The sequence below is a fragment of the Xanthomonas graminis pv. graminis genome, assembly GCF_030168915.1.
GTDB classification, from domain to species: domain Bacteria; phylum Pseudomonadota; class Gammaproteobacteria; order Xanthomonadales; family Xanthomonadaceae; genus Xanthomonas_A; species Xanthomonas_A translucens.
This window is the reverse complement of record NZ_CP076255.1, coordinates 3,539,568-3,563,885: the sequence shown is the minus strand read 5'-3', so window position 1 is coordinate 3,563,885 and position 24,318 is coordinate 3,539,568. Positions and strand designations below refer to the sequence as shown.

26 protein-coding genes are annotated in these 24,318 nt (G+C 67.2%); 18 read left to right on the top strand and 8 right to left on the bottom strand.

The annotated features are described in order from the left end of the window. Nucleotides 1-7 precede the first annotated feature (7 nt). The 3 genes from hemW to rph form a co-directional block, all read right to left on the bottom strand. On the bottom strand, nucleotides 8-1,165 hold the full coding sequence (gene hemW / locus KHF85_RS15490) for a radical SAM family heme chaperone HemW (RefSeq protein WP_284567350.1): 1,158 nt from the start codon (nucleotides 1,163-1,165) through the stop codon (nucleotides 8-10). Nucleotides 1,166-1,269: 104 nt separating this feature from the next. Beyond that, nucleotides 1,270-1,860: an RdgB/HAM1 family non-canonical purine NTP pyrophosphatase gene (gene rdgB / locus KHF85_RS15485; RefSeq protein WP_284567349.1), complete on the bottom strand. Its 591-nt coding sequence runs from the start codon at nucleotides 1,858-1,860 to the stop codon at nucleotides 1,270-1,272. A 46-nt stretch (nucleotides 1,861-1,906) separates the two neighbouring features. Continuing rightward, nucleotides 1,907-2,632, bottom strand: a complete 726-nt coding sequence (gene rph / locus KHF85_RS15480) for a ribonuclease PH (RefSeq protein WP_003470803.1) — start codon at nucleotides 2,630-2,632, stop codon at nucleotides 1,907-1,909. 100 nt (nucleotides 2,633-2,732) lie between these two features. Between rph and KHF85_RS15475 the strand changes: the two genes are divergently transcribed. The 13 genes from KHF85_RS15475 (at nucleotide 2,733) to KHF85_RS15415 (ending at nucleotide 14,675) form a co-directional block, all read left to right on the top strand. Next, on the top strand, nucleotides 2,733-3,593 hold the full coding sequence (locus tag KHF85_RS15475) for a YicC/YloC family endoribonuclease (RefSeq protein ID WP_284567348.1): 861 nt from the start codon (nucleotides 2,733-2,735) through the stop codon (nucleotides 3,591-3,593). A 276-nt stretch (nucleotides 3,594-3,869) separates the two neighbouring features. Then, nucleotides 3,870-4,978 (top strand): IS3 family transposase gene (locus tag KHF85_RS15470; RefSeq protein WP_284567347.1). Its coding sequence is split into 2 segments (ribosomal slippage): nucleotides 3,870-4,122 and nucleotides 4,122-4,978, totalling 1,110 coding nucleotides; the frame shifts between segments, so codons are not numbered across the junction. A 161-nt stretch (nucleotides 4,979-5,139) separates the two neighbouring features. Continuing rightward, nucleotides 5,140-6,870, top strand: a complete 1,731-nt coding sequence (locus KHF85_RS15465) for a hypothetical protein (protein WP_284567346.1) — start codon at nucleotides 5,140-5,142, stop codon at nucleotides 6,868-6,870. Nucleotides 6,871-7,205: 335 nt separating this feature from the next. Next, a complete protein-coding gene (locus tag KHF85_RS15460) occupies nucleotides 7,206-7,775 on the top strand; it encodes an RNA polymerase sigma factor (protein WP_284567345.1) in 570 nt (189 codons plus the stop codon). A gap of 86 nt (nucleotides 7,776-7,861) precedes the next feature. Further along, complete coding sequence (locus tag KHF85_RS15455) at nucleotides 7,862-8,104, top strand: RebB family R body protein (RefSeq protein WP_284567344.1); 243 nt, start codon at nucleotides 7,862-7,864, stop codon at nucleotides 8,102-8,104. Nucleotides 8,105-8,129: 25 nt separating this feature from the next. Continuing rightward, entirely contained in the window at nucleotides 8,130-8,270 is a 141-nt protein-coding gene (locus tag KHF85_RS15450) for a hypothetical protein (RefSeq protein ID WP_284567343.1), read from the top strand. A 66-nt stretch (nucleotides 8,271-8,336) separates the two neighbouring features. Then, nucleotides 8,337-9,059 (top strand): hypothetical protein, encoded by a 723-nt coding sequence (locus tag KHF85_RS15445; protein ID WP_284567342.1) that lies wholly within the window; start codon nucleotides 8,337-8,339, stop codon nucleotides 9,057-9,059. A 12-nt stretch (nucleotides 9,060-9,071) separates the two neighbouring features. Next, the gene (locus tag KHF85_RS15440) at nucleotides 9,072-9,608 is read left to right on the top strand and encodes a hypothetical protein (RefSeq protein ID WP_284567341.1); all 537 of its coding nucleotides are present in this window, start codon (nucleotides 9,072-9,074) and stop codon (nucleotides 9,606-9,608) included. A 98-nt stretch (nucleotides 9,609-9,706) separates the two neighbouring features. After that, entirely contained in the window at nucleotides 9,707-10,048 is a 342-nt protein-coding gene (locus KHF85_RS15435) for a RebB family R body protein (protein ID WP_284567340.1), read from the top strand. A 270-nt stretch (nucleotides 10,049-10,318) separates the two neighbouring features. After that, nucleotides 10,319-11,020, top strand: coding sequence for a hypothetical protein (locus tag KHF85_RS15430; RefSeq protein ID WP_284567339.1), 702 nt, complete (start codon nucleotides 10,319-10,321; stop codon nucleotides 11,018-11,020). Nucleotides 11,021-11,364: 344 nt separating this feature from the next. Next, nucleotides 11,365-11,991, top strand: a complete 627-nt coding sequence (gene gmk, locus KHF85_RS15425) for a guanylate kinase (protein WP_009578832.1) — start codon at nucleotides 11,365-11,367, stop codon at nucleotides 11,989-11,991. Nucleotides 11,992-12,103: 112 nt separating this feature from the next. Continuing rightward, entirely contained in the window at nucleotides 12,104-12,403 is a 300-nt protein-coding gene (gene rpoZ / locus KHF85_RS15420; RefSeq protein ID WP_003470812.1) for a DNA-directed RNA polymerase subunit omega, read from the top strand. 100 nt (nucleotides 12,404-12,503) lie between these two features. After that, nucleotides 12,504-14,675 (top strand): RelA/SpoT family protein, encoded by a 2,172-nt coding sequence (locus tag KHF85_RS15415; protein WP_284567338.1) that lies wholly within the window; start codon nucleotides 12,504-12,506, stop codon nucleotides 14,673-14,675. Nucleotides 14,676-14,921: 246 nt separating this feature from the next. On the opposite strand, the gene KHF85_RS15410 is transcribed toward KHF85_RS15415, so the two are convergent. From KHF85_RS15410 to KHF85_RS15400, 3 genes are all read right to left on the bottom strand, one after another. Then, nucleotides 14,922-15,878 (bottom strand): IS30 family transposase, encoded by a 957-nt coding sequence (locus KHF85_RS15410; protein ID WP_009597007.1) that lies wholly within the window; start codon nucleotides 15,876-15,878, stop codon nucleotides 14,922-14,924. Between the two features lie 99 nt (nucleotides 15,879-15,977). Beyond that, nucleotides 15,978-16,292, bottom strand: coding sequence for a hypothetical protein (locus tag KHF85_RS15405; RefSeq protein ID WP_053839094.1), 315 nt, complete (start codon nucleotides 16,290-16,292; stop codon nucleotides 15,978-15,980). A gap of 4 nt (nucleotides 16,293-16,296) precedes the next feature. Further along, a complete protein-coding gene (locus tag KHF85_RS15400) occupies nucleotides 16,297-16,992 on the bottom strand; it encodes a hypothetical protein (protein WP_284567337.1) in 696 nt (231 codons plus the stop codon). Nucleotides 16,993-17,423: 431 nt separating this feature from the next. Here KHF85_RS15400 and KHF85_RS15395 point away from each other — a divergent pair, with 431 nt between their 5' ends. The 5 genes from KHF85_RS15395 to KHF85_RS15375 all read left to right on the top strand — a co-directional run bounded on the left by KHF85_RS15395 (nucleotide 17,424) and on the right by KHF85_RS15375 (nucleotide 23,017). After that, a complete protein-coding gene (locus KHF85_RS15395; RefSeq protein ID WP_185815390.1) occupies nucleotides 17,424-17,807 on the top strand; it encodes a RidA family protein in 384 nt (127 codons plus the stop codon). Nucleotides 17,808-17,816: 9 nt separating this feature from the next. Beyond that, the gene (gene recG, locus KHF85_RS15390) at nucleotides 17,817-19,973 is read left to right on the top strand and encodes an ATP-dependent DNA helicase RecG (RefSeq protein ID WP_284567336.1); all 2,157 of its coding nucleotides are present in this window, start codon (nucleotides 17,817-17,819) and stop codon (nucleotides 19,971-19,973) included. 119 nt (nucleotides 19,974-20,092) lie between these two features. Beyond that, complete coding sequence (locus tag KHF85_RS15385) at nucleotides 20,093-21,031, top strand: nucleoside hydrolase (RefSeq protein WP_284567335.1); 939 nt, start codon at nucleotides 20,093-20,095, stop codon at nucleotides 21,029-21,031. Between the two features lie 163 nt (nucleotides 21,032-21,194). Continuing rightward, nucleotides 21,195-21,437, top strand: coding sequence for a type B 50S ribosomal protein L31 (locus tag KHF85_RS15380; RefSeq protein WP_053841934.1), 243 nt, complete (start codon nucleotides 21,195-21,197; stop codon nucleotides 21,435-21,437). Between the two features lie 290 nt (nucleotides 21,438-21,727). Then, nucleotides 21,728-23,017, top strand: coding sequence for a citrate synthase (locus tag KHF85_RS15375; RefSeq protein ID WP_284567334.1), 1,290 nt, complete (start codon nucleotides 21,728-21,730; stop codon nucleotides 23,015-23,017). A gap of 388 nt (nucleotides 23,018-23,405) precedes the next feature. Here KHF85_RS15375 and KHF85_RS15370 read toward each other — a convergent pair whose 3' ends face one another. Together KHF85_RS15370 and KHF85_RS15365 are read right to left on the bottom strand one after the other, a co-directional pair. Next, complete coding sequence (locus tag KHF85_RS15370; RefSeq protein ID WP_284567333.1) at nucleotides 23,406-23,531, bottom strand: hypothetical protein; 126 nt, start codon at nucleotides 23,529-23,531, stop codon at nucleotides 23,406-23,408. A 67-nt stretch (nucleotides 23,532-23,598) separates the two neighbouring features. Continuing rightward, the gene (locus KHF85_RS15365) at nucleotides 23,599-24,246 is read right to left on the bottom strand and encodes a hypothetical protein (protein WP_064538985.1); all 648 of its coding nucleotides are present in this window, start codon (nucleotides 24,244-24,246) and stop codon (nucleotides 23,599-23,601) included. Nucleotides 24,247-24,318 lie beyond the last annotated feature (72 nt).

Sequence of the window (24,318 nt, the reverse complement as noted above, 5' to 3'; positions counted from 1 at the left end):
CCGCGTTTCAGAGCATGAACAGGGCGACCACGTCGTTGGTGAAGCGCCGTCCCAGTTCGGTGGGAACCGCGTGCCCGGCCGTCAGCTGCAGCCAGTCGCGCGCCTGCGCCTGGGCCAGGGCCGGGGCGATCGCGTCCGGCGCCAGGCCGGTGCGCGCGGCGAAGTCGCGCAGCGCGAAGCCCTGGTTCAGGCGCAGCGCATTGAGCATGTACTCGAACGGGCGCCGCTCGGCGCCGATCCATTCGTCGCCGCCGATCGCCGCCGGGGTGCCGGCCGCGGCCAGGAACGCCTGCGGATGCTTGGTCTTCCAGCGGCGCAGGATGCTCTGCTCGGCGCCGGAGCTGATCTTGCCGTGGGCGCCGGCGCCGATGCCCAGGTAGTCGCCGAACTTCCAGTAGTTGAGGTTGTGCGCGCACTGGTAGCCGTCGCGGGCATAGGCGCTGACTTCGTACTGGGCGTAGCCGGCGGCGGCCAGCAGCGCCTGGCAGCGCTCCTGCATGTCCCAGGCGGCGTCGTCCTCGGGCATGCCCTGCGGCGGGCGCGCGGCGAACACCGTGTTCGGTTCCAGGGTCAGCTGGTAGTGGCTGATGTGGGTGGGCTGCAGCGCCAGCGCGCGGGCGATGTCGACCTCCGCTTCGGCCAGGGTCTGCTGCGGCAGCGCGTACATCAGGTCCAGGTTGAGGTTGGCGTAGCCGGCGTCCTGCGCCAGCTTCACCGCGCGCTCGGCGTCGGCGCTATCGTGGATCCGGCCCAGGCGCTGCAGCGCGGCGTCGTCGAAGCTCTGGATGCCGAAGCTGAGCCGGTTGACTCCGGCCGCCAGGTAACGGTCGAAGCGGCCGTGCTCGGCGGTGCCCGGGTTGGTCTCCAGGGTGATTTCCAGGTTCGGCGCGAAGCGCAGGCGCGCGCTGGCCGCCTGCAGGAAGCGGTCGATCGCCTCGGCCGGGAACAGGCTGGGGGTGCCGCCGCCGAAGAACACGGTCTGCACGGTGCGGCCCCAGACCAGCGGCAGGTCCTGGTCCAGGTCGCGGATCAGCGCGTCCACGTAGTCGTCGAACGGCAGCGCGCCCTTGGCCGCATGCGAATTGAAATCGCAGTAGGGGCATTTGCGCACGCACCAGGGCAGGTGCACGTACAGCGACAGCGGGGGCGGGATCAGCGGCGGCATCAGGCGGACAGTGTAGGGCGGTGGGCTGGTGCGGCGGCGTGTGCGCGCCGCTGTGACGGGGGCCTGCGGCTTGAAAGAGACCGGTGGCGCCGGCGCAGCGGCCGCTACAGCGACGCCAGCCGCTGTTTCAGCAACGCCAGCGCCTGGCCGCGGTGGCTGATCCGGTTCTTCAGCGCCAGCGGCATCTGCGCCGCGCTCTGGCCGTGCGCGGGGTCGAAGAACACCGGGTCGTAGCCATGCCCGCCGTCGCCGGCGCGCGCGTGCAGGATGCGCCCGCGCCAGCTGCCTTCCACCAGCAGCGGTTGCGGATCTTCGGCATGCCGCAGCAGCACCAGCACGCAGTAGAAATGCGCGGTGCGCTGCGCGTCGGGCACGTCGCGCAATGCATGCAGCAGCTTGTCGATGTTGGCTGCGGCATTGCCGTGCTCGCCGGCGTAGCGCGCCGAATACAGCCCGGGCGCGCCGCGCAGCGCGTCCACGCAGATCCCCGAGTCGTCGGCCAGCGCCGGCAGGCCGGTGACCTGGGCGGCGTGGCGCGCCTTCAGCAGCGCGTTCTCGACGAAGGTCAGGCCGGTTTCGTCGGCATCGTGCACGCCGAGCGTGGACTGCGCGACCAGGTCGATGCCGGCGCCGTCGAGCAGCGCATGCAGTTCTTCGAGCTTGCCGGCATTGCTGCTGGCCAGGACCAGTTTCATGGCTTGGGCTCCGGCGCCAGCAGGCTGACCAGGGCGATGCGCTGGTTCATTGCGCCAGGGCGGCGCGCTGCGCCGCCAGCAGTTCGGCGATGCCGCGCTCGGCCAGGCCGAGCAGCGCATCCAGTTCGTCGCGGCGGAACGCATGGCCCTCGGCGGTGCCTTGCAGTTCGATGAAGCCGCCGCCGTCGTTCATCACCACGTTCATGTCGGTGTCGCAGTCGCTGTCCTCGGCGTAGTCCAGGTCCAGCACCGGCGTGCCGCGGTAGACGCCGACCGAGACCGCGGCGATCGCGCCGAGCACCACCGGCTTCTTCAGGTCGCCGCGCTTCTGCAGCCAGTTCACCGCGTCCATCAGCGCCACGTAGGCGCCGGTGATGGCGGCGGTGCGGGTGCCGCCGTCGGCCTGCAGCACGTCGCAGTCCAGGGTGATGGTGCGTTCGCCCAACGCGTTGCGGTCCACGCAGGCGCGCAGCGCGCGGCCGATCAGGCGCTGGATCTCCAGCGTGCGCCCGCCCTGCTTGCCGCGCGCGGCCTCGCGGTCGGAGCGCGAGTGGGTAGCGCGCGGCAGCATGCCGTATTCGGCGGTGACCCAGCCTTCGCCCTTGCCGCGCAGGAAGCCGGGTACGCGGTTCTCGACGCTGGCGGTGCACAGCACGCGGGTGTCGCCGAAGCTGACCAGCACCGAACCTTCGGCATGGCGGGTAAAGGCGCGTTCGATGCGCACCGGGCGCAGCTGATCGGCCGTGCGGCCACTGGGACGGGAAAAGGACATGGGGTTGGATCCGGAGGTGGCGTGAGGCCGGCCGCGGCAGCGGGCCGGGCCGGCGGGGCGCTAGGGTACCATTCGCGCTTTGCACGCACCGGAACACCGCATGATCCGCAGCATGAGCGCCTTCGCCGGCGCCGAGCGCATCACTCCCTGGGGCACGCTGGGCTGCGAACTGCGCTCGGTCAACCACCGCTTCCTGGAAATGGGCGTGCGCCTGCCCGAGGAACTGCGCGCGCTGGAGCCGCAGTTGCGCGAACGCCTGGCCGCGCGCGTCAGCCGCGGCAAGCTGGACCTGATGCTGCGCCTGCGCGCGCCCGACGCGGCGCAGATGCTGGCGCTGAACGAGCAGCTGGTCGAACAGCTGGCAGTGCTGGCGCAGCGGCTCGGCGCGCGCTTCCCGCAACTGCAGGTGCAGTTCGCCGATCTGCTGCAGCTGCCCGGCGTGCTGCAGGGGCAGGCGGTCGATCCGGCCGCGCTGCAGGCGCAGGCGCTGGAGCTGCTGGACGAGGCGCTGGCCGAGTTCGTCGCCGCGCGCGAGCGCGAGGGCGGCAAGCTGGCCGCGGCCATCGTCGAGCGGGTCGATGCGGTCGAGCGCATCGCCGCCGAGGTCAAGCAACTGATCCCGGCCATCCGCGACGGCCAGCGCGCCAAGCTGGCCGCGCGCCTGGCCGACCTGCCGCATCCGGTCGATCCCGGCCGCGCCGAGCAGGAACTGGTGCTGTGGCTGCAGAAGCTCGATGTGGACGAGGAACTGGACCGGCTCGACAGCCACATCAAGGAGATCCGCCGCGTGCTGCGCCAGCCCGAGCCGGCCGGCCGGCGCCTGGATTTCCTGCTGCAGGAATTCAACCGCGAGGCCAACACCCTGGGCTCCAAGTCGGTGGACAGCCGCACCTCCAACGCGGCGGTGGAACTGAAGGTGCTGATCGACCAGATTCGCGAGCAGGTGCAGAACCTGGAGTAGGGTCTGGATCGGACACCTCTCGACGCCATCCCGGAGAATGTCATTAGAGGCTCTACTGGCTGGCGCATCGCATGCTATGACCTGCGCCCAACATTGCGAGGCGAGTTCGCCCGCATGTGGAGGCTTCGATAGCGCCGAATGCCATTCATGGAATCTGGAGATTTCTATGTCGTGTTCTCCCCGGCGTTCAGCTGTGACCCACCCCCAGAAAACTGGGGCAATCTAAAGTAGAGACTTCGGCACCCTGGGCCCCCGTCGCAGACGAGGATTGACCCGATGAAGAAGTCACGGTTTACCGAGCAACAAATCGCCTACGCACTCAAGCAGGCCGAGCTGGGCATGGCGGTTGGCGAGATCTGCCGGAAGATGGGCGTGGCCGAGGCCACGTTCTATGTCTGGCGCAAGAAGTACGGTGGACTGGGGCCTTCAGAGCTGAAGCGGCTGCGCTTGCTGGAAGAAGAGAATCGCAAGCTCAAGCAGCTGGTTGCGGATCTGAGCCTGGACAAAGCGATGCTGCAGGAGGTGGTCACAAAAAAGCTCTGAGGCCTGCCCAGCGCCGTTCTTGGGTAGGCCAATTGCGCGAGCGTTTTGGGGTAAGCCTGCGCCGCGCATTGCGGATGATGTCGATGTCCCACTCCAGTTATTCGTACAAGGCCAAGGCAAGGGATTGCAGTGCGGTTCGTATGCGGATGCGGGAGATCGCCTTGAGCCGTGCTCACTACGGATGCGAGCGGGTGTTCGTTGTGCTGCGCCGGGAAGGCTGGCGGGACAACCACAAGCGCATCCATCGTATTTACAAGGAAGAAGGCCTGTCTTTAAGGCATTGCCGGGCTCGTCGTAGTCGCAGCGCTCGTCGCCGCCAGCCGATCAAGGTTGCCACCGCGCCCAACACGCTATGGGGCATGGACTTTGTGAGCGATGCACTATTCGATGGCCGCCGCTTTCGTTCGTTGACGGTTGTGGATCACTTCACTCACGAGTGCCTGGATATCGTCGTGGATCAGTCGCTTCGTGGCGAGCATGTAGCCGAAGCGATGGCCCGCCTGGTGGCTCAGCGCGGCAGACCAGAGGCCATCAAGGTGGACAACGGGAGCGAGTTTGCCGGCAAGGTGATGGATCGCTGGGCGTATGAGAATGGCGTGGAGCTGGACTTCTCCCGGCGCGGAACGCCGACCGACAATGCGCTGGTGGAGAGCTTCAACGGCCGGTTGCGGCAGGAGTGTTTGAACGAGCATTGGTTCTTGTCACTGGCCGACGCGCGGAGCAAAATCGAAGCGTGGCGGCGCTTCTATAACGAGGAGCGGCCCCACAGTGCACTGGCATGGAAAACCCCTGAGGAATTTGCCCGAGAATACGGGTCCCAAGCGAATTCACAGGCGCAGTAGAAGGTCGGATTTTCTACTTTCAAATGGCACAGCAATCGGGGGTGGGGCAATTACCCCCGGACTCTAAACCTGACCGCTACTCAGGGCGGGGGGGACGTCGCGTCTGCAGTCGTTCCCGCGCCTGCCACCGCCACGTAAGCGCCGATGACAAGGACGGTGCGATGCCGCCGTCGGCCCGCCACACGTCGCAGTCCGGGGCGATGGCGCCCTTCTCGAGCGCCGCTATAACGGGCTTGGCCGCCCTTGGCGGCGACGTCGCGACACCGATATCGCATTCCGCGTCCGTGCGGCGATGCGGGCGCGCAGTTCACGCGCGCGCGCTTGCCGCGTCTTCCTGCATAGCACGCCGGCCATGGCGCGACGCCGTCCGCGCCCCTTGCGCGGACCCATCGACGCGTAACGGTGCGTGCCCATGCCTCGCCGACGCCGCTTCCGTCACGCGCATGCCGCTGGCATGGCGCGGCCCTGGGTGCCCGTCGGCAGGTGATACCGACCCAAGGAGACGCACCATGAGCGCCATCGTGATCTATGGAGACGCCGTACAGGAGGCCCGCAACCGGATTCGTTCGGTGCAGGTATCCGTGATGTTCAAGACGCTGGACCGGATGACCTTCGCCGAAGGCAAGCAGCACGCGGCGCTGCTGGCACAGGCGATCCTGTCGCCGCAACTTCAGGCGGAAAATCCGCGCGCCGCGGGCAACCTCGAACGCGCCAGGGACCGCATCAGGAATTTCTATTCGAACGACTATGTGCAGGAGGTCTTCGCCCTGGGCGACGCGATCCGCGACCTGGGCGAATACATCGAGAACGGCGGCGCCGGCGCGGCGGTCAAGGATTTCGAGAGCAATCTGCGCAACAAGGCGGCATTCGACAGGTCCAGCAATCGGGCGCGGCAGGAGACGGCGGGTTATGCGCTGAGCGAATGGCCGCCGTTGGGCATCTTCAAGAACCGTCTGCTCGACCGCAGCGTGGTCAAGTACATGGAGCGCTTCTACGGGCCGTACATCGGCGCCGACATTTCCGGAACCACCACCGATGGCCTGGCGGTGCTGGCGCTGTTGCAGACCGTCGTCGACGGCGGCGGAAGCCTCGCCGAGCAGGCGCAGGCGCAGGCAGCGCAGGGTTGGGAGTTGCCGCCCATCGCCACCATGGTGCTGCAGTACCACCACTCGCTGCTGGAATGCGGGCTGGCGCTGGCGCTGAAGAACAGTGCCGTGCAGAACCAGGGGCAGGATGCTCCGGTGCTGGGCAGGTTCGACTACTACGATTTGTCTACGCTGGCCGATTCGCGGGTGTTCTCGCCGGTGCTCAAGGTCGGCACTAGCGTCCTCAAGCGCGAGTTGGCCGGGCGCCGGCTGGTGGTGCTGCGCGACGCCATCGACATCCAGTCCAGTCCCTACGCCGATTGCGAGATCGCCTTGCTGGTGGATGGCGCCGATGCGGTGTTCGACATCGGCGCGCAGTACGAGGTCTTCGCCGGGCTGCGCAAGGTCCAGGTCATGAGCGGTGATGGCGTCTATCGCAATGGCGATCCGAGCCTGCTGCAGGTGGCGGAGTACTACGCGGCGGATCTGGACGTGCCGCCGATCCATGGCGACCCGGCCGCCGCGCGCAGCCTGGCGAAAATGAACTCCGCGGAACTGAGGGGATTGCAGGGTCTGGCATTCGACAATCTGGACAAGGCGCTCGCCACCTTGCGGCCGCCGCCGCTGGGTGCGCAAGTGGAGGCGGCATCGCCGGCGCAGCCCGCGGCCGATCCCGCTGCCGATCCGGAGAATCCCGCCGACGGACAGGGCGCTGCCGTGCCTGCCGCGGGCAACGACCTGTTGTCCAGGTTGAGTGCGCTGCAGCCGGCGCAACTGGCTGCGCTGCGCAAGATGTTGAGCAACTGAGGCCAAATGCGAGCGTCCGCAACGCGGGCGCCCGCTGTCCGACGCCTCGCTACCGCTGGTCGGCGTGGAGGAGTGGCTGCGCCGACCGACACCGAATCGAACCGCGGTCGGTCGGATCCGCTCGCCATGCGCGTGTCGCGTCGCACACGAGCGGTCCGGGCTGCGCTGCTGAAAAACGCGGTCGCCTCGCTTCGAATGGCGGCGCGCGCGCATGCCGTCAGTGTGTCGATGGCGCGGTCGAGCACCGTAGACAAGTTTTCACAGGCTCCCGCGCCGCACGTCATTTCCCACCGAAGTTCCCGGCATATACGCCGCCACGGACAGGGGAAAGGGAAATGCTCGACAGTGATGCGTCCGCAGGTCCGCAGTCCGGCAGCGTGCCGGAGGAGATCTGGCAGGGATGGGTGCAATGCGCGAAGGTGCTGCGGGGCAGGGCGATCCGCTTGACCAACGGCAATATCGACGAGGCGGAGGACATTCTGTCCTCGACCATTCTCAGGACCGCCAATCACGTCTTGCTGCACCGGACGCAGGTGCGCGAGCCGCGCTCGTTCTTCCTGTGTGCGCTCAACAATGAGTTCATCAGCCGTTGTCGCAAGCACGCCTACGAGCGCCGCTTGCGCGATTTTCATGCGGACGTGTACAGCGATCTGCTTGCGCCCGATGTCGATCCGGCAAGCGCCAGCGTCGAGACCGCCTGGTCGAATCAGGATGCGCTGGCACTGGTGGAGCAGACGGTGGCGCGGTTGCCGCCGCAGGGGCGCGAGCTGTTCCGGCTGCGCTTTCGCGAGGATCGCTCCACGGCGGAAATTGCCGCGGCGCTGAACATCTCGCCGACGCTGGTGTGCAAACGTGTCCAATTGCTGCGCGAGAAGTTGCGTGGCGCGCTGGCCGCCGCGCAATGAGTGCTCGCTGAGGTTTCACACTCCGGCCGCCGCCGCGTCCAGTGATAGGCCCCAGTCAATCCGCCGTTTACCGAGGAATCGATGCCATGGCAGAACAGAACGTCAATGCGCAGGTCACCGATGCAGTAACCCAGACCAACGTCAAGGTGGTGGCCGAAGCGCCGGCCCAGGCGATCGCATCGCTGTATCAGGTGGTCAGCCATGCCACCGGACTGTCGGTGCAGAACGCCGTGCACAGCCAGCAGGCGATGAACCAGATCACCACCGCGATCGTGTCCAAGGCCTGCCAATTGATCATGGAAGTAGCCGACGGCGGTAGCAAGCCCTAGTCGCTAATCACGGGAGATCTTCGCCATGAGTTGGATGGATCGGCTCTGGAATCGCAAGCTGCCGCTCGTCGGCGTGCAGGCCCCCGAGGCGGCATCGTCGGCACGCGACGACAAGGCCGCGCCTGGCGCGGTCGATCCGGCGCCGGCCGATCCTGCCGTTGCCTAAGCCGTTGCTGCTTCCCCTTCCCCTTCCCCTTCCCCTCCTGTTGCAGCTGCCGAGGACACGGTGCATATGCAAGACGAGAGCACCAGCGCCGTACCGGCGCCGCAGGCAGCGGTGCCCCCAACCGATGCGGCGGCCGGTGGTGCCGCGGAGGTCGCCGCCGCCCCCGTCGCGGGACCGGCTTCCAGCGCCGCCACCGACCGTCGCGCCGACGCGGTCGATTCGCCGGACGCGGTTGCGGACGGCTCCGATGCCCCGGCCAACGCCAGCACGAACGCCAGCGGTGGCGTCCCGCCAGGCACGGCGGGCACCGCAGGAAACACAGGAGCCGCGGGAGCCACGGGAACGGCAGGTGCCGGGGGCGCTGCAGGAACGGCAGGAGCGACGACTGGCGGCACGGCTCCCCCCGCAGCGGCGCCGGTAGACACGTCCGCGCTCAACCAGAAAATCGTGCAGGCGGTCGACTTCAGCAACGCACAGACCATGCAGTATCTGATGCCGGCGATGATCCAGACCCCGCCCGACGTGATGGCCACGCAGAGCGCAGGACTGGCGGTGCAGGACGCGGCGAGCTACATGAACGCGATCATGCAGATCGCGCTGGCGGCGCAGGCGGTGATCGCCAAGAAAGCCGCCGAGGGTCCGGTGCAGGCGGCCGAGGAAATCCCGGTGCTGCTGGAAATGCAGAAGATGGTCGCGTCCGCGGTCGAGGTCTACGGCAACGTCAGCCAGGTCGCCGCGACCTCCGCCAAGACCATCGGCAACGCGGTTTCCTCCATCACCAGCGGATAAGGAAGCGTCTGTATGGATCCCACGCATGCCAAGGCGGTCAAGCAGGGCGCCAGCGATGCCGCGCTGTCGCATCTGTTGTCCGCGCAGAGCCAGGTCGAACAGGCGCGCAGCCGCTACCAGAGCTTGCGCGCGCTGTTGCCGTCGATGCTGATGGAGGCGGTGCGCCTCACCCAGGACGAACAGCGCGCGGCGGTCGTCGGTCAGCAGGGCCGCGACGCGGCCAGCGGCCTGATCCAGCACGCCGAACACGCCTTGCGGCAATTGACCACCGCGCTGCGCGGCGATCACGAGGCGATGGCGGCGCTGACCCGGCAACTGGATGGCGAGGCCGCGCGGATCCACCCGACGCCCAGCTTGCCCGCGCTCCCCGGCGACGATGGCGCGCAGGGCGACGAGGCGCAGCGCGTCGCCGCGGCGCTGCGCGGCGCGATCGTCGCCGAGGTCGCGCAGGCGCTCGAACAGCAATTGCAGCCCTTGCGCGCACAGGTCGACGCCTTGCTGGCGCAGCTCGGCACCGCGGCGCCGGCACCGCCGTCCACTTCGCGGTGATCGCCATGCCGCGCGAGTTCACACCGTTCCCGCTGTTGCGTCTTTTAAGAGCCGAACGCCTCCGGCTAAACGAGGCCTATCCCGAAGGAGTAGCAACCATGCCCGAGCCCTTGACCGTCAATCCGATGGTGACCGATGCCGTCACCCAGTCCAATGTGAAAGTGGTGGGCGAAGCCCCCGCCATCGCCATCAGCACCCTGTACCAGACGATGGCGCATTCGACCGGCATCCTGCTGCAGAACGCGGTGGCCGCGCAGCAGCAGCAGAACACGCTGGCGCAGGCGGCCACCAACCAGGGCGTCATGCAGATCTACAGCGTCGACACCATGTCCGGTGCCGGCGCCACGGAAAAGGTTGGCCAGTCCGGCGTCGCCGACAACCTGACCAGCCTGCTCACCGTGCTGCAGGCGTTCAGCGGCAACAACGGCGGGCGTGGCTGATCGCGCCACCCGTGTGTTGCCAGGCTCCTTTCCGGGATACGGAAAGGAGCCTTTCTTTCGTGTCTGGCCATTGCGCAGAACCTGCCGCATCGACCGCGATGGCGATACTGGCGTCCCAGCGCTCGCGGTTGGCGCGCGTGGATCGCCGCGCGACCGCTATCCCTGCGCTGCTCGTGGTGACGGTGCGCCGGTCATGCGTGCGAAGTCACCCAGACACGCGCCCAGCCTGCCGCGCTATGCTGTGCCGGCCCGGCATGCCGGGAGGGCGAGATGACACCGCGCTGGCAAGACTCCCGCGCGCAGCTGTCCGCCCATGTGCAGGGATTGCTCAGGCTCGCCACCACCGCGGTACCGGCGCTGTATCTGTCCGGCCGCATGTTCGCCGACGCCTACTGGTCGGCGCTGGGCATGGGGGCCTTGCCGCTGAGCTACGCCAGCGACGACTACATCTACATGGGCCTGCTGGCGCTGACATGGAGCGCGGCCTCGCTGTTCGGCATCGGCCACGATCAGTGGCTGGCGGCGGTGGCGCTGGGAGGCGTCGGCCTCGGCCTGGCGGCGCTGCTGGGCTGGCATCTGCTCGGTGCGCTGCGCCGCTGGCTGCGGCGGCGCGCCGTGGCGCACCCGGCCGGTGGCGAACGGCGCATCTCGGCGGAGACCCTGGTCCTCGCGTTCGCGATGGTGGTGGCGCCGCTGGTGCTCGCGGCCCTGGCGGCGCGGCAGGAGGGCGCGCGCCACGCCAGCCAGCGCATGCAGCAATTGGCCGCCGCGGCGCGCCCAGGCGGCATCGCCACGCGTGCGGACACGGCGGGCGCCAGCGCCGGTGTGCTCGACTGCAACGGGCGCTGGTGCGTGGTGTGGCAGCAGGGCCGGCCGGTTGCTGTGCCGATCGACACGATCCTTCGCTTCCAGGCGAGACGCGCGCTGGCCGATGCCGCGTCTGTGCGGTCCGCTCCGACATGCTCGCCATGACGGGTGGGCTGCCGCGCAGCTTCGGTGCACGCGGCGGCATGCCCGGCGAAGCCGGCGATCGTCGTGACGGCGCAAGGGTGCCCCTGATCGCGATGAGAGCGGCTCCCGATTGGAGCGCAATGGTCCGCCGCCATGCCGGCGGTGGCGGCGGCCGCCAGGGCCGGCCGGCGCTGGCCGAGCCGAGCCCCGGCACCGCGGCAAAGCGCTTGTCGATCATGCCGTTACGTGGCGTGGCGGACATGCCCGGGGTCAGTCACCGGCGCCGACAACGGGCCGCCGCGCTTGCGGTGGCCGCTGGGACTGGTATCGTGCGCCGCCCGACCGTCGACGCCGAGACCCGAGCGATGCGTGGCACTCTCTACATCGTGGCGGCCCCTTCCGGCGCCGGCAAGAGCAGCATCGTCAACGCCACCCTGGCGCGCGATCCGCAGATCGCCCTGTCGATCTCGTTCACCTCGCGCGCGCCGCGGCCGGGCGAGCGCCACGCCGAGCACTACCACTTCGTGTCCGCCGACGAATTCCAGGGCATGATCGATGCCGGCGACTTCTTCGAGTACGCCCGCGTCCACGGCGACTGGAAGGGCACCGCGCGGCAATCGGTGGAGCCGCAGCTGGCCGCCGGCCATGACGTGCTGCTGGAGATCGACTGGCAGGGCGCGCGCCAGGTGCGGGCCAAGGTGCCCGACGCGGTCAGCGTGTTCATCCTGCCGCCGTCGCGGGCCGCGCTGGAGCAGCGCATGCGCAAGCGCGGCCAGGACAGCGAGGCGGTGATCGCGCAGCGGCTGGCCGCCGCGCAAGAGGAGATGTCGCACTACGCCGACTTCGACTACGTGATCGTCAACGAGGACTTCGACACCGCGGTGGACGAGATGTGCGCGATCTTCGTGGCCAGCCGCCTGCGGCGCCTGCCGCAGCAGCAACGCCACGCCGGCCTGATCCAGGCGCTGCTGCAGGATCAGCCAACTGGCTGATTCCAAAGGAAACTGAATGGTGGGCGGTTGATTTCGGCCGGCCCGCGGCCTACAATCTCCGCCCTTTCCCTCATTCGAGCGCGTGGCCGCCAGCGGCCCGCCGGGAGCCCGCATGGCCCGCATCACCGTAGAAGATTGCCTGGAAGTCGTTAACAACCGTTTCGAGCTGGTCATGATGGCGTCCAAGCGCGCCCGTCAGTTGGCCAACGGCGTGCAGGCCACCCTCGACAACACCGAATCGGCCGACAAGCCGACGGTGCTGGCGCTGCGCGAGATCGCCGCGCGCAAGATCGACAACGCGCTGATCGACGAAGTCGAGAAGTCCGAGCGCGAGCGTGCCGAGCGCGAAGCGCTGGAGTGGGCCGCGGCCGAGGTCGTTGCCGACGAGGACATGTCCAAGAACGACGACTGACCTACGCCACGCAAGCGCATGCTGCACCGAACAGCCCGCATCCGCGGGCTGTTTCGTTTTCGGGTTTGCCGTCCTTGCGCCGCTGGCATAGTCTTCGCGCATGAACCCAGGCCCTTCCGCCCAGGTCGCCACCGCCACGCCCTCGCCGGCCGGCGAGGCGATTCCCGATTACGTCCTGCACCTCGAGCGGAGCGCCAGCTATCTGCCGGCCGAGCAGATCCCGCTGCTGCGGCGCGCGTGGCAGGTGGGCGCGGCCGCGCATGCCGGGCAGACCCGCAAGTCGGGCGAGCCCTACATCACCCATCCGGTGGCGGTGGCCGGCGTGCTGGCCGAACTCGGCCTGGACGTGGAAGCGCTGATCGCCGCGATCCTGCACGACACCATCGAAGACACGCCGCTGACCCGCGCCGAACTGGCTGCCGAATTCGGCGAGGCGGTGGCCGAACTGGTCGATGGCGTCACCAAGCTGGACAAGCTGAAGTTCCGCGACCGCCAGGAAGCGGCGGCCGAGAGCTTCCGCAAGATGCTGCTGGCGATGTCGCGCGACCTGCGCGTGATCATGATCAAGCTCGCCGACCGCCTGCACAACATGCGCACGCTCGGTGCGCAGAGCGCCGAGGCGCGCAGCCGCATCGCCCGCGAGACGCTGGAGATCTACGCGCCGATCGCGCAGCGCCTGGGCATGAGCCTGATGAAGTCCGAGTTGCAGAACCTCGGCTTCCGCGCCTTGCATCCGTGGCGCCACGCGATCATCGAAAAGCACATCCGCAGCCAGCCGGTGGTGCGCCGCGAGTCGATGGCGCAGGTGGAAGTGCAGCTGTCGCAGCGGCTGGCCAAGGACGGGCTGGAGCACCGCCTGGTCAGCCGGATCAAGACCCCGTGGAGCATCTACAACAAGATGCGCGACGAGAACAAATCCTTCGACCAGGTGATGGACGTGTTCGGCTTCCGCCTGGTGGTGCGCGGGGTGCCGGACTGCTACCACGCGCTGGGCGCGGTGCATGCCACCTTCAAGCCGCTGGACGCCCGTTTCCGCGACTTCATCGCCATTCCCAAGGCCAACGGCTACCAGTCGCTGCACACGGTGCTGTTCGGCCCCTACGGCTCGCCGATCGAAGTGCAGATCCGCACCGAGGAAATGGACCTGATCGCCGAGCGCGGCGTGGCCGCGCACTGGACCTACAAGTTCGGCGGCGATTCGCCCAACAGCGCGCAGAGCCGCGCGCACGCGTGGATCGTCGAATTGATCGAATCGCAGCGCGCCGCCGGCTCGTCGCTGGAATTCCTGGACAACGTCAAGGTCGATCTGTTCCCCGACGAGGTCTACCTGTTCACGCCGAAGGGCAAGATCCTGGCGCTGCCGCGCAATTCCACCGCGCTGGATTTCGCCTATGCGGTGCATACCGACGTCGGCAACCGCGCGGTGGCCTCGCGCGTGGACAAGAAGCTGGTGCCGCTGCGCACCAAGCTGGTCAGCGGGCAGACCGTGGAAGTGATCACCGCGCGTTCGGCCACGCCCAAGCCGCAGTGGCTGGAGTTCGTGGTCAGCAGCAAGGCGCGCACCGCGATCCGCCATCAGCTCAAGCAGCTCGAGCACGAGGACGCGGTGCAGCTCGGCCACCGCATGCTCGACCGCGCGCTGGAGGCGATGGACAGCGCGCTGGAACGGCTGCCCAAGGGGCGCCTGGATGCGTTCCTCAGCGAGCACCGCTATCCGCGCCTGGAGGCGCTGCTGGCCGACATCGCGCTGGGCAACTGGATGCCGAACCAGGCCGCGCAGGCGCTGATGGCCTATGCGGAACTGCGCGGCGGCGGCCACTCCAAGCATTCGCAGGAAAAGATCCTGATCAATGGCACCGAGCGCGGCGTGGTCAGCTTCGCCAACTGCTGCCAGCCGATTCCCGGCGACGACATCATGGGCTACCACACCGCCGGCAAGGGCATCGTCGTGCACCGGCTGGATTGCCCGAACCTGGCCGAGCTGCGCAAGTCGCCCGAGCGCTGGGTGCCGATCGGCTGGGATACCAGCGTCATCGGCGACTACGACACCGCGCTGGTGGTGGACGTGGAGAACCGCACCGGCGTGCTGGCGCAGCTGGCCGCGGCGATCGCGCAGAGCCAGTCCAATATCGAGCGCGTGGACTACCTGGACCGCGACTTCAACGCCGCGGTGTTGCGCTTCAACATCCAGGTGCGCGATCGCAACCACCTGGCTGAGGTGATGCGCCGCTTACGGCGGCTGACGGCGGTGCAGAGCGTGCGGCGGCAGTAGTTGGGCCGGGACTCGGGACTCGGGACTCGGGACTCGGGACTCGGGACTCGGGACTCGGGACTCGGGACTCGGGACTCGGGACTCGGGACTCGGGATTTTCGCAAGTTCGGCGCATGTGTGCTTTTTTGTCGGAAGGGCTTCAGTCCTGACGTGCTTGCCAAGCACGTGATCTGGCGGCGGCTGACCAATCGTGGCGTGTCTATGCCGAAAGATTCATAACACGCTTAATCAAAAGCCCCGGCGGATTCAACTCCGATTCGCAACGCTGTTGAGGACCTCCTCGGAGAAGACTTCGAGGGGCGTTTTGAATCCGAGTATCTTGCGCGGACGATTGTAGAGTCGCTGTTCGATCCATCGCAGGTGCGCATCGGTGATGGTGCTGAAATCGATGTGTCGTGGCAAGTACTGGCGCGTCAATCCGTTGGCATTTTCGTTGCTGCCTCGCTGCCATGCGCAGTACGGATCTGCAAAATAGAAGTCGCTCTGCAAGCAGGCGGCAATGAGCCGATGATCGGCGAATTCCTTGCCGTTGTCGGCGGTGAGGGTGTGCACCGTGTGGCCTAGGCCGCCCAGGCGCTGGACGATGGCGTTGCGCACGTTCTCGGCGGTGCCGTCAGGCGAGTAAGCCAGCAGATGCAGGCGACTGCGGCGTTCGGTCATGCTGACCACCACGGCCTTTCCGTGTGAGGCCCGGAGGGTATCCAGCTCCCAGTCGCCGATGCGGCTTCGCTGCTCCACCACGCTGGGGCGCTGTGTCCAGCTGCGCCGATGTGTCAGCTGTCCGCGGCCATCGCGCACGCCCCGCCGACGGCGCTTGCGGCGGCGCTTGCGTAGATGCGTGAACAACTGGCCACCGCGCTTGTGGTCAGCGTAGATGTGCCGATAGATCCATTCGTGACTGGCCAGGCCGGTGCGACCGGCAATCTGTTCCGGGCTGAAGTCCTCGCTCAGCAGGACCTCGATCTGTGCGATGCGCTCAGCGTCGATGCGTGGACGCCGGCTGGCCTGCGTGCGCCGATGCTCGCTGATGCGCTGTGCGTGATCTGGCAGATAGTGCCGAGCGTGCTGATTGCGGCGCAGTTCGCGGCTGATCGTGCTGGGCGCGCGCTCCAACGCATCGGCGATGGCCCGCATCGACATCCCGGTTTCATATAACGCATGCAAACGGTATCGTTCGGCCTGGTCCAGGCGGCTGGATGACATGGGCAACTCCACTTGGCGGTGAAGTCGCTCAAGTCAGGTCGCCGGGCCACTTCACAACCGTTGGTGTTGCGAATCGGAGTTGAAGCCGCCCCCCCTTTCTCAAGGGGGCGGGATATAGAGCAGCCCGAAAGAAAAGGCCAAGCCCAGACCAAGTGCCAGCAGCGTGGCCACGCTGAGCGTCACAGGATACGACCATTTGGAGAAGAAGTACTGACTACGCTGAATCGTCCGAAGGATTCCGATTGGCACCAATGCGTAGATCACACATGACGCGATGAAGTACCAATTGAACGTGTGTGAAGAGTTCTCTGCCTCCCCCAATGACTTGCCGACCTGACAAAGGATGACTCCCCCAACAAGCGACAGAAAGGCCCGTATCGCGAGAGCATTTTTCAGTTTGGTCTGGGTATTCATATGATCAATTCGTTAGGAGGTGTATCTCGCACACAGCCCCGCTGGGAGTGTAGCTGCAGGCCACCATGTAACTCGTGTTTACTGTCACGTTGCTCGGTCCGTTCCAGCGAACGCCTAGGTCGGAAATATGATTGATCATCTCCGTCCCAGCACCCTGAGCCGCAGGCGTATTGGGATAGACATAGTTTCGTGTTCCGCCTTCCTCGCCAGTGACATCTTTTATTGTTTCGGGAATTGGATTGCCTGCGGCGTCTATCGCAGATCCCTTTACGTAGTAATAGTCTTTGGACGACGGATTCCATTCGACTCTGAAAAACGACCCATCTCGGAATTGAATGTTATCAATGATTTTAATGGGCGTCTGGATGTACCCCAGGCTGATGGCGCTTGTAAAGCTTGAGATTGCTGCTCGCATTCGCTCATTGAAATACCAGAATGGCCCCAGATTGTTTTCACTCAACGCAGCTTTGGCCGCAGCGTCTCGGTAGGCAGGTGTTGTCACGGCATCCATGGCGGTCATTGGTCGTGTCCCATCAGCCTGAGTAGTGGCCTTGGCGACGGCCACGGTCCTGGCGACAGAGGCAGGAATAGAGAAGCTTTCTGGAACTTGTAGATTGCCAATGACGGTTGGGGAGCCGCCGTTCTCGTCGTATAAAGCAAGGCTGGCCGTCAAGCCGTTCTTCTCATCAGGCGTCAACATGACTTCCTTGACGATTAATTGCCCTGCAGAGGTCGTGAGCCTCGGATCACGACACACGAAGGTAGTCTGCGGCAGGAGCAGACATCGGAATTGTGTGCCCATCACCCGATACAACCATGTGGTACATGGTTCGGTTCTTGAAGTCCCAGAGATAAGTGACTTCCGATGCCGAGTTCACGCGACATGGTCTGCTTCTTCCCTAGGCTGCAGTCATTACAGATTACTGCAGCCGCATGAGCTGAAGACGAGAAAGCGAAAGCCACCGCGAAAACCGTCGTGATTGCGTACTTCTTCACCGTGCACTCCTTGTGCTTAGCAATGGAGCATGATTGCCCCATGGCCGAGTCTGGTCGATTCGCTGGCGAATCGCAATGTACCCAGGCAGTGGTGGCCCGAGTAAAATACCCACCCATTCTTCCGTTGGAGCCGCCATGTCCCGCCAGATCATCCACACCGAGCAGGCGCCGGCCGCGATCGGTCCGTATTCGCAGGCGGTGCGCGCCGGCAACACGGTGTATTTCTCCGGGCAGATCCCGCTGGATCCGGCTACCGGCGAGGTCGTGCCCGGCGATATCGGCGCGCAGGCGCGGCGCGCCTTCGACAACCTCAAGGCGGTGGCCGAGGCGGCCGGCGGTTCGCTCGACCGGATCGTGCGGCTGGGCCTGTACCTGACCGATCTGTCGCAGTTCGCCCAGGTCAATGCGGTGATGCAGGACTATTTCCAGGCGCCGTTCCCCGCGCGTTCCACCATCGAAGTGTCCGGCCTGCCGAAAGGCGTGGGCTTCGAGGTCGATGCGGTGATGGTGCTCGACTGACCTTCGCCCGTGCCGCGCGTGCAGGTTCCGGCGCCGGCGCTGTCGGCGGCAGGCGAGGCGCCGTTGTCGGCGCTGCCGGGCGTCGGCCCGAAGGTCGCCGAGAAGTTCGCCGCGCGTGGCCTGCTGACCCTGCAGGACCTGTGGCTGCACCTGCCGCTGCGCTATGAGGACCGCACCCGGCTGACCCCGGTGGCGGCGCTGCAGCCGGGCATCCCGGCGCAGGTCGAGGTGCGGGTGGAAGCCGTGGATCGCGGCTTCCGCTACCGGCCGATGCTGCGGGTGGCGGTGGCCGACGACTCGCGCGCCACCCTGGTGCTGCGTTTCTTCCAGTTCCGCGCCGCGCAGGTGGCGCAGTTCGCGGTGGGCGCGCGGCTGCGTGCGTTCGGCACGCCCAAGCCCGGCCAGCATGGCCTGGAGATCGTGCATCCGAGCTACCAGATCCTCGGCGGCGATGAGGCCGCGGGCCTGGACGACAGCCTGGACCCGGTGTATCCGGTGGTCGAAGGCATCGGCCCGGCGACGCTGCGCAAGCTGATCGGGCAGGCGCTGGACCGGCTGCCCGACGAAGCCTCGCTGGAGCTGTTGCCAGCCGCGATGCTCGCCGAGCTGCGCTTGCCGTCGCTGCGCAGCGCGCTGCTGATCGCGCACCGGCCGCCGCCGCAGGCCGACCTGGGCGCGCTCGCCGCCGGTCTGCATCCGGCCCAGCAGCGCTTGGCGCTGGAAGAATTGCTGGCCCACCATTTGAGCCTGCGCCGCCAGCGCATCGCGCTGCAGCGGCAGCGTTCGCCGTCGCTGCGCGGACGCGGCCTGCTGGCCAAGCGCCTGCAGCAGTCGCTGCCGTTCCAGCTCACCGGCGCGCAGCAGCGGGTGTTCGCGCAGATCCGCGCCGATCTGGAAAAGCCCTCGCCGATGCTGCGCCTGGTGCAGGGCGACGTCGGCAGCGGCAAGACCGTGGTCGCGGCGCTGGCGGCGATGCTGGCGGTGGACAAGGGCAAGCAGGCGGCGCTGGCGGCGCCGACCGAACTGCTCGCCGAACAGCACCTGGCGAACCTGCGCGCCTGGCTGGAGCCGCTCGGCATCCGCGTCGCCTGGCTGGCCGGCAAGGTCACCGGCAAGGCGCGCGCCGCGGTGCTGGCGCAGATCGCTTCGGGCGAGGCGCAAGTCGTGGTCGGCACGCATGCGCTGATGCAGGCGGCGGTGGCCTTCCATGATCTGGCCCTGGCCATCGTCGACGAGCAGCACCGCTTCGGCGTGCACCAGCGCCTGGCGTTGCGCGACAAGGGCGCCAGCGGCGCCGGCGTGCCGCACCAGCTGGTGATGACGGCCACGCCGATCCCGCGCACGCTGGCGATGGCCGCCTACGCCGACCTGGACGTGTCGGCGATCGACGAATTGCCGCCCGGGCGCACCCCGGTGCAGACCATCGTGCTCAGCGCCGAGCGCCGCCCGGAGCTGGTGCAGCGCATCCGCGTGGCCTGCGCCGAAGGCCGCCAGGCGTACTGGGTGTGCACCCTGATCGACGAAGCCGAAGGCGGCGACAAGCCGGCGCCGGGGCAGGGCGGCGGTGCCGGCAACCGCATCGACGCCAGCGCCGCGCAGGCCACCTACGACGCCTTGTCGGCGCAGCTGCCGGAGCTGAAGGTGGGCCTGGTGCACGGACGCATGAAGGGCGCCGAGAAGCAGGCGGCGATGCGCGCGTTCAAGCAGGGCGAGATCGACCTGCTGGTCGCCACCACGGTGATCGAGGTCGGCGTCGACGTGCCCAACGCCTCGCTGATGATCATCGAGAACGCCGAGCGCCTTGGCCTGGCGCAGTTGCACCAGCTGCGCGGCCGGGTCGGGCGCGGCGCGGCCGCGTCGAGCTGCGTGCTGATGTACCAGGCGCCGCTGTCGGCGATGGCGCGGCAGCGGCTGCAGACCATGCGTCAGACCAACGACGGCTTCGTCATAGCCGAGAAGGATCTGGAACTGCGTGGTCCCGGCGAGTTGCTCGGCACCCGCCAGACCGGCCTGGCCGCGTTCCGCGTCGCCGACCTGGCGCGCGACGCCGGCCTGCTGCCGCGGGTGCATGCGCTGGCCGAACGGCTGCTGGCCGAATCGCCGGGGCTGGCCGATCGCATCATCGCGCGGTGGGTGGGGGGGGCGGCGCGGTTTGCGGCGGCTTAGGTGGGGGCGGGACTCGGGACCGGGGACCGGGGACCCGGTCCCCGGTCCCCGGTCCCGCTTTCCACGCTCTTGCTGCAATGCCAGACTCGGCGGCCGAACGGACCAATGAAGAATCCCGCATGCGCGACAAGATTCCCTTGCTGATCGATACCGATCCCGGCGTGGACGATGCCCTGGCCCTGCTGATGGCCTTCGCCGACGACCGTCACGACGTGGTCGGCTTGACCATCGCCGCCGGCAATGTCGGCTTGCAGCACACCGTGCGCAATGCGCTGAAGCTGTGCGAGGTGGCCGGGCGCGAGGACGTGCCGGTGTTCGCCGGCTGCGCCGATCCGCTGCTGCATCCGGCGGTGGACGCCGCCCATGTGCACGGCGTGGACGGTTTCGGCGATGTCGGCCTGGTGCCGGCGGCGCGCGCCGCGCAGAGCGAGCACGCTGCCCTGGCGATCCTGCGCCTGTCGCACCAGTACGCCGGCGCGCTGCTGCTGGTCGCGCTCGGTCCGCTGACCAACATCGCACTGGCACTGAAGCTGGATCCGACCCTGCCGCAGCGGGTGCGCCGCTTCGTGGTGATGGGCGGGGCGATCACCTGTCACGGCAATATCACCCCGGCCGCCGAGTTCAACATCGCCTTCGACCCGGAAGCGGCGCACATCGTGTTTTCCGGGTTTCCGCATATCGAGGTCGCGGACTGGGAGGCCACCGTCGCGCATGGCCTGCCGCATCGCGAGGTCGAGCAGTGGCTGGCCGCGGACGCCGACAAGGCGCGCTTCTACGAGGCGATCTCGCGCAAGACCCGGCGGCGTTCGGAGGATTCGCGCGGCGCGTACTGGTATGCCGCCGACGCGTTGGCGATGGCCTGGGCGCTGCAGCCCGAGGGCGCGCTGGAGGTGCAGTCGCGGCCGCTGCTGGTCGAACTGGCCGGGGTCCACAGCCGCGGCGCCACCCTGGTGGACTGGAATCGCCGGCTCGGCCTGGCCGACAACGCGGCCATGCTGATCCACTACGACCAGGCCCGCTTCCAGGCGCTGGCGCGCGCGGCGGTTGGCGCCGGCTGACGCGAGCGCGGCGGCCGTCAGGGCGCGGGCGGCCGCGCCTGGAGCGCTGCGCCCCAATGGCGCACCCCGGTGCTGTGAATTCCGCACAAGTTCTCCTTGCGCCAAGGCCGGGTGAGTTGCTATAGTTTCCCTCTTGTCCAGCAGCCCCCTACGGTGCGAGCCCATGAAGGCCGACATCCATCCCAAGTATCACAACGTCGTGTTTCAAGACGTCACCTCCGATTTCAAGATCCTGACCCGTTCGACCATGTCCTCGAAAGAAAAGGTCAAGTGGGAGGACGGCGAAGAATATCCGCTGATCAAGGTCGAAATTTCCTCGGCTTCGCATCCGTTCTACACGGGCAAGCACAAGATCATGGACACCAGCGGCCGCATCGACAAGTTCCAGAAGCGCTACGCGCGCTGATCGAACGGTCGCAGTGGTAAAGGAAGGCCGCGCCCTGCGCGGCTTTCTTTTTTGGCGTTCCCGATGCATCGCTTCCCGGCTGTCGCGGCCGGCGTAGATTCTCCCGTCCTGGCGGCGGCGAGGATGTATTGCTGTGTCGCCGCCGCACCCGCGCGCGACGGCGTCAGTCCGAGCGACGACTCAAATGTTGCTGTGCGATAATGGCGAAATCCGTGGTAATTGCCGTGGACTTCCTTCACGCGTCTGTTCCCAAAGTACGGACAGGCGCCTTCCACTGAGGAGCGCACACTGTGTCCGATCTTGATCAGGTCACGCTGAATGCCGGCGACAAGTCGGTCGTTCTGCCGGTACTCAAACCCACCTTGGGCAACGATTGCGTCGACATTTCCAAGTTGACCAAAGAAACCGGTCTGTTCACCTACGACTCCGGCTTCACCGCGACCGCCAGCTGCAAGTCGGCGATCACCTACATCGACGGCGACAACGGCGTGCTGCTGTACCGCGGCTACCCGATCGAGCAGCTGGCCGAGAAGTCCAACTTCCTCGAAGTGGCCTACCTGCTGATGAACGGCGAGCTGCCCACCGCCGACGAGTTCAAGACCTTCGACCACGAAGTGACGCATCACACGATGATGCACGAGTCGCTGAAGAACTTCCTCGGCGGCTTCCGCCACGACGCGCACCCGATGGCGATGATGGCCGGCAGCGTGGCCTCGCTGTCGGCGTTCTACCACGACACGCTGGACCTCAACGATCCGGAACAGCGGCGCCTGGCCGCGATCCGCCTGATCGCCAAGGTGCCGACCATCGCCGCCGTGGCGCACCGCTATTCGATCGGCTGGCCGATCCGCTACCCGCGCAACAATCTCGGCTACGTCGACCGCTTCCTGCACATGATGTTCGAAGTGCCGAGCGAGCAGCTGGAGATGAATCCGGTCGTGGCCAAGGCGCTGGACCTGCTGTTCATCCTGCACGCCGATCACGAGCAGAACGCCTCGACCTCGACCGTGCGCCTGGTCGGTTCCACCGGCGCCAATCCGTACGCGTCCGTCGCCGCGGGCATCACCGCGCTGTGGGGCCCGGCGCACGGCGGCGCCAACGAAGCCGTGCTGAAGATGCTGGAAGAGATCGGCACCGCCGACAATGTCGAGAGCGCCGTGGCCAAGGCCAAGGACAAGAACTCGAGCTTCCGCCTGATGGGCTTCGGCCACCGCGTCTACAAGAACTTCGATCCGCGCGCCAAGATCATCCGCGAGATGACCCACAAGGTGCTGGGCGAACTGGGCGTCAACGATCCGCTGCTGGAAGTGGCCCTGAAGCTGGAAGAGGCGGCGCTGAAGGACGACTACTTCGTGCAGCGCAAGCTGTACCCGAACGTCGACTTCTACTCGGGCATCATCTACAAGGCGTTGAACATTCCGGTGGAGATGTTCACGGTGATGTTCGCCATCGCGCGCACCGCGGGTTGGGTGTCGCATTGGCTGGAGCAGCAGGTCGATCCGGAAATGAAGATCGGCCGTCCGCGCCAGATCTACACCGGCTACGACAAGCGCGACTACAAGGGCGACGGCCAGCGCTGAGCGCGCTGCCGCTGCGCTGTGGCAATCGAACGCCCCGTTTCGCGGGGCGTTTTTTTATGCGGCGGACCGTGATGCGGCGGCTTTTTCCGGATGCCTCTTGTCGCGACTGATGGCCTGAGGCCACCCGGAGTCGCTCTCACAAAGCTGCATGTAGTCGCCTTGCTGAAGCGCTTTCATGTGGGAGGGGCTTCAGCCCAGACAGTGTTTGCAGCCGGAGGGTGTGCCGCTTCGTTCGTCGCGGCTGAAGCCGCTCCTACAGGGAATCACGGCCAACGCACTGGGCGCAATATGGAGCGATTGCGGATGGCCCTAGGCTGCCCGGCGCCGTTTCTGCCATGTTGCTCCCGCAGTGGGCAGCGTCGAGTGGCAGGCTCTGGCTCGGGTTGCGCTAATGCGCGACCGGCAGGTCGATCTGCGCCACCAGCGCCTGGCTGTCGGCATCGTGCATGCGTGCGATGCCGTCGAGATCCAGCGGCGCGTAGAAGGCCTTGACGACGATGGCATCGGGCGCCATGGCGAGCATGCCGCGCGGGCCGTTGGTGAAAGGAGCGATTGGCAATGGGGCGCGGCGCGCGCGACGCTCAGCGGTGCTGCGGAGCGTCGGCGATGTCCTGCTCGCTCAGCAACTGCCGCAGCTGGCTTTCCGAGGCGCGCCGCATCGGCTTCTCGTCGATTTGCGACAGCGGCGCCTGGCGCAGCGCATCGTAGGGCAGCACGGTCAGGTCGAAGGCCAGCTCCTCGGCGGCGAACAGCCACACCGGGAAGTCCTCGCTGCGTTCGCGGTCCAGGCGCAGCCGGCGCGTGCGCGATTCGGCCGGGATCCGGTGTTCCTCGAGGAAGCGCGCCACCGCGTCGGCGTCGTCGCTGTGCAGGTGCAGTTGCACCGGGCTGTTGGCATCGGCGGTGCCGTCGCGCACCGCGCCGACCAGGCGCGGCGCGAAGCACCGCAGGAAGTCCATCGCGCGTAACGCGGCCTCGCGGCGCAGGCGCAGGCCGCCGGCGTGGTCGGGTCCGGCGAACAGGCGCTGGTATTCGCGCAGCGCATCCTCGATCTCGCGGTTGCGCGGCAGCGAGGCGTCGTCGTGGATGCCGAGCCGCTCGGCGGCCTTCAGCTTGGCCTGGTGGAAGTCGCGGATGCCGCCTTCGGCCATCAGCCGAGCGGCTTCGTGGGCCAGCCGGCGGCGGCGTTCGTGCGTGCGCGTCTGGGCATGTTGCCGAGCGTGGTGCATGGGGCCGCCTCCCTCAAAGCCTGCCCCGACTGTACAACAGCGCGGTGACGCCGGCATGCAGTACTGTCACGC

What these genes read in the sequence shown, in the direction of transcription:
- KHF85_RS15395 (WP_185815390.1), top strand. Translation starts at nt 17,424, where the DNA reads ATGTCCCGCCAGATCATCCACACCGAGCAGGCGCCGGCCGCGATCGGT.
- rph (WP_003470803.1), bottom strand. Translation starts at nt 2,632, where the DNA reads ATGTCCTTTTCCCGTCCCAGTGGCCGCACGGCCGATCAGCTGCGCCCG.
- KHF85_RS15370 (WP_284567333.1), bottom strand. Translation starts at nt 23,531, where the DNA reads ATGGCGCCCGATGCCATCGTCGTCAAGGCCTTCTACGCGCCGCTGGAT.
- rpoZ (WP_003470812.1), top strand. Translation starts at nt 12,104, where the DNA reads ATGGCCCGCATCACCGTAGAAGATTGCCTGGAAGTCGTTAACAACCGT.
- rdgB (WP_284567349.1), bottom strand. Translation starts at nt 1,860, where the DNA reads ATGAAACTGGTCCTGGCCAGCAGCAATGCCGGCAAGCTCGAAGAACTG.
- KHF85_RS15460 (WP_284567345.1), top strand. Translation starts at nt 7,206, where the DNA reads ATGCTCGACAGTGATGCGTCCGCAGGTCCGCAGTCCGGCAGCGTGCCG.
- KHF85_RS15410 (WP_009597007.1), bottom strand. Translation starts at nt 15,878, where the DNA reads ATGTCATCCAGCCGCCTGGACCAGGCCGAACGATACCGTTTGCATGCG.
- KHF85_RS15415 (WP_284567338.1), top strand. Translation starts at nt 12,504, where the DNA reads ATGAACCCAGGCCCTTCCGCCCAGGTCGCCACCGCCACGCCCTCGCCG.
- KHF85_RS15430 (WP_284567339.1), top strand. Translation starts at nt 10,319, where the DNA reads ATGACACCGCGCTGGCAAGACTCCCGCGCGCAGCTGTCCGCCCATGTG.
- KHF85_RS15450 (WP_284567343.1), top strand. Translation starts at nt 8,130, where the DNA reads ATGAGTTGGATGGATCGGCTCTGGAATCGCAAGCTGCCGCTCGTCGGC.
- KHF85_RS15365 (WP_064538985.1), bottom strand. Translation starts at nt 24,246, where the DNA reads ATGCACCACGCTCGGCAACATGCCCAGACGCGCACGCACGAACGCCGC.
- gmk (WP_009578832.1), top strand. Translation starts at nt 11,365, where the DNA reads ATGCGTGGCACTCTCTACATCGTGGCGGCCCCTTCCGGCGCCGGCAAG.
- hemW (WP_284567350.1), bottom strand. Translation starts at nt 1,165, where the DNA reads ATGCCGCCGCTGATCCCGCCCCCGCTGTCGCTGTACGTGCACCTGCCC.
- KHF85_RS15385 (WP_284567335.1), top strand. Translation starts at nt 20,093, where the DNA reads ATGCGCGACAAGATTCCCTTGCTGATCGATACCGATCCCGGCGTGGAC.
- KHF85_RS15445 (WP_284567342.1), top strand. Translation starts at nt 8,337, where the DNA reads ATGCAAGACGAGAGCACCAGCGCCGTACCGGCGCCGCAGGCAGCGGTG.
- KHF85_RS15465 (WP_284567346.1), top strand. Translation starts at nt 5,140, where the DNA reads ATGCCGCCGTCGGCCCGCCACACGTCGCAGTCCGGGGCGATGGCGCCC.
- KHF85_RS15435 (WP_284567340.1), top strand. Translation starts at nt 9,707, where the DNA reads ATGCCCGAGCCCTTGACCGTCAATCCGATGGTGACCGATGCCGTCACC.
- KHF85_RS15475 (WP_284567348.1), top strand. Translation starts at nt 2,733, where the DNA reads ATGATCCGCAGCATGAGCGCCTTCGCCGGCGCCGAGCGCATCACTCCC.
- KHF85_RS15405 (WP_053839094.1), bottom strand. Translation starts at nt 16,292, where the DNA reads ATGAATACCCAGACCAAACTGAAAAATGCTCTCGCGATACGGGCCTTT.
- KHF85_RS15455 (WP_284567344.1), top strand. Translation starts at nt 7,862, where the DNA reads ATGGCAGAACAGAACGTCAATGCGCAGGTCACCGATGCAGTAACCCAG.
- KHF85_RS15380 (WP_053841934.1), top strand. Translation starts at nt 21,195, where the DNA reads ATGAAGGCCGACATCCATCCCAAGTATCACAACGTCGTGTTTCAAGAC.
- KHF85_RS15440 (WP_284567341.1), top strand. Translation starts at nt 9,072, where the DNA reads ATGGATCCCACGCATGCCAAGGCGGTCAAGCAGGGCGCCAGCGATGCC.
- KHF85_RS15400 (WP_284567337.1), bottom strand. Translation starts at nt 16,992, where the DNA reads ATGTTGACGCCTGATGAGAAGAACGGCTTGACGGCCAGCCTTGCTTTA.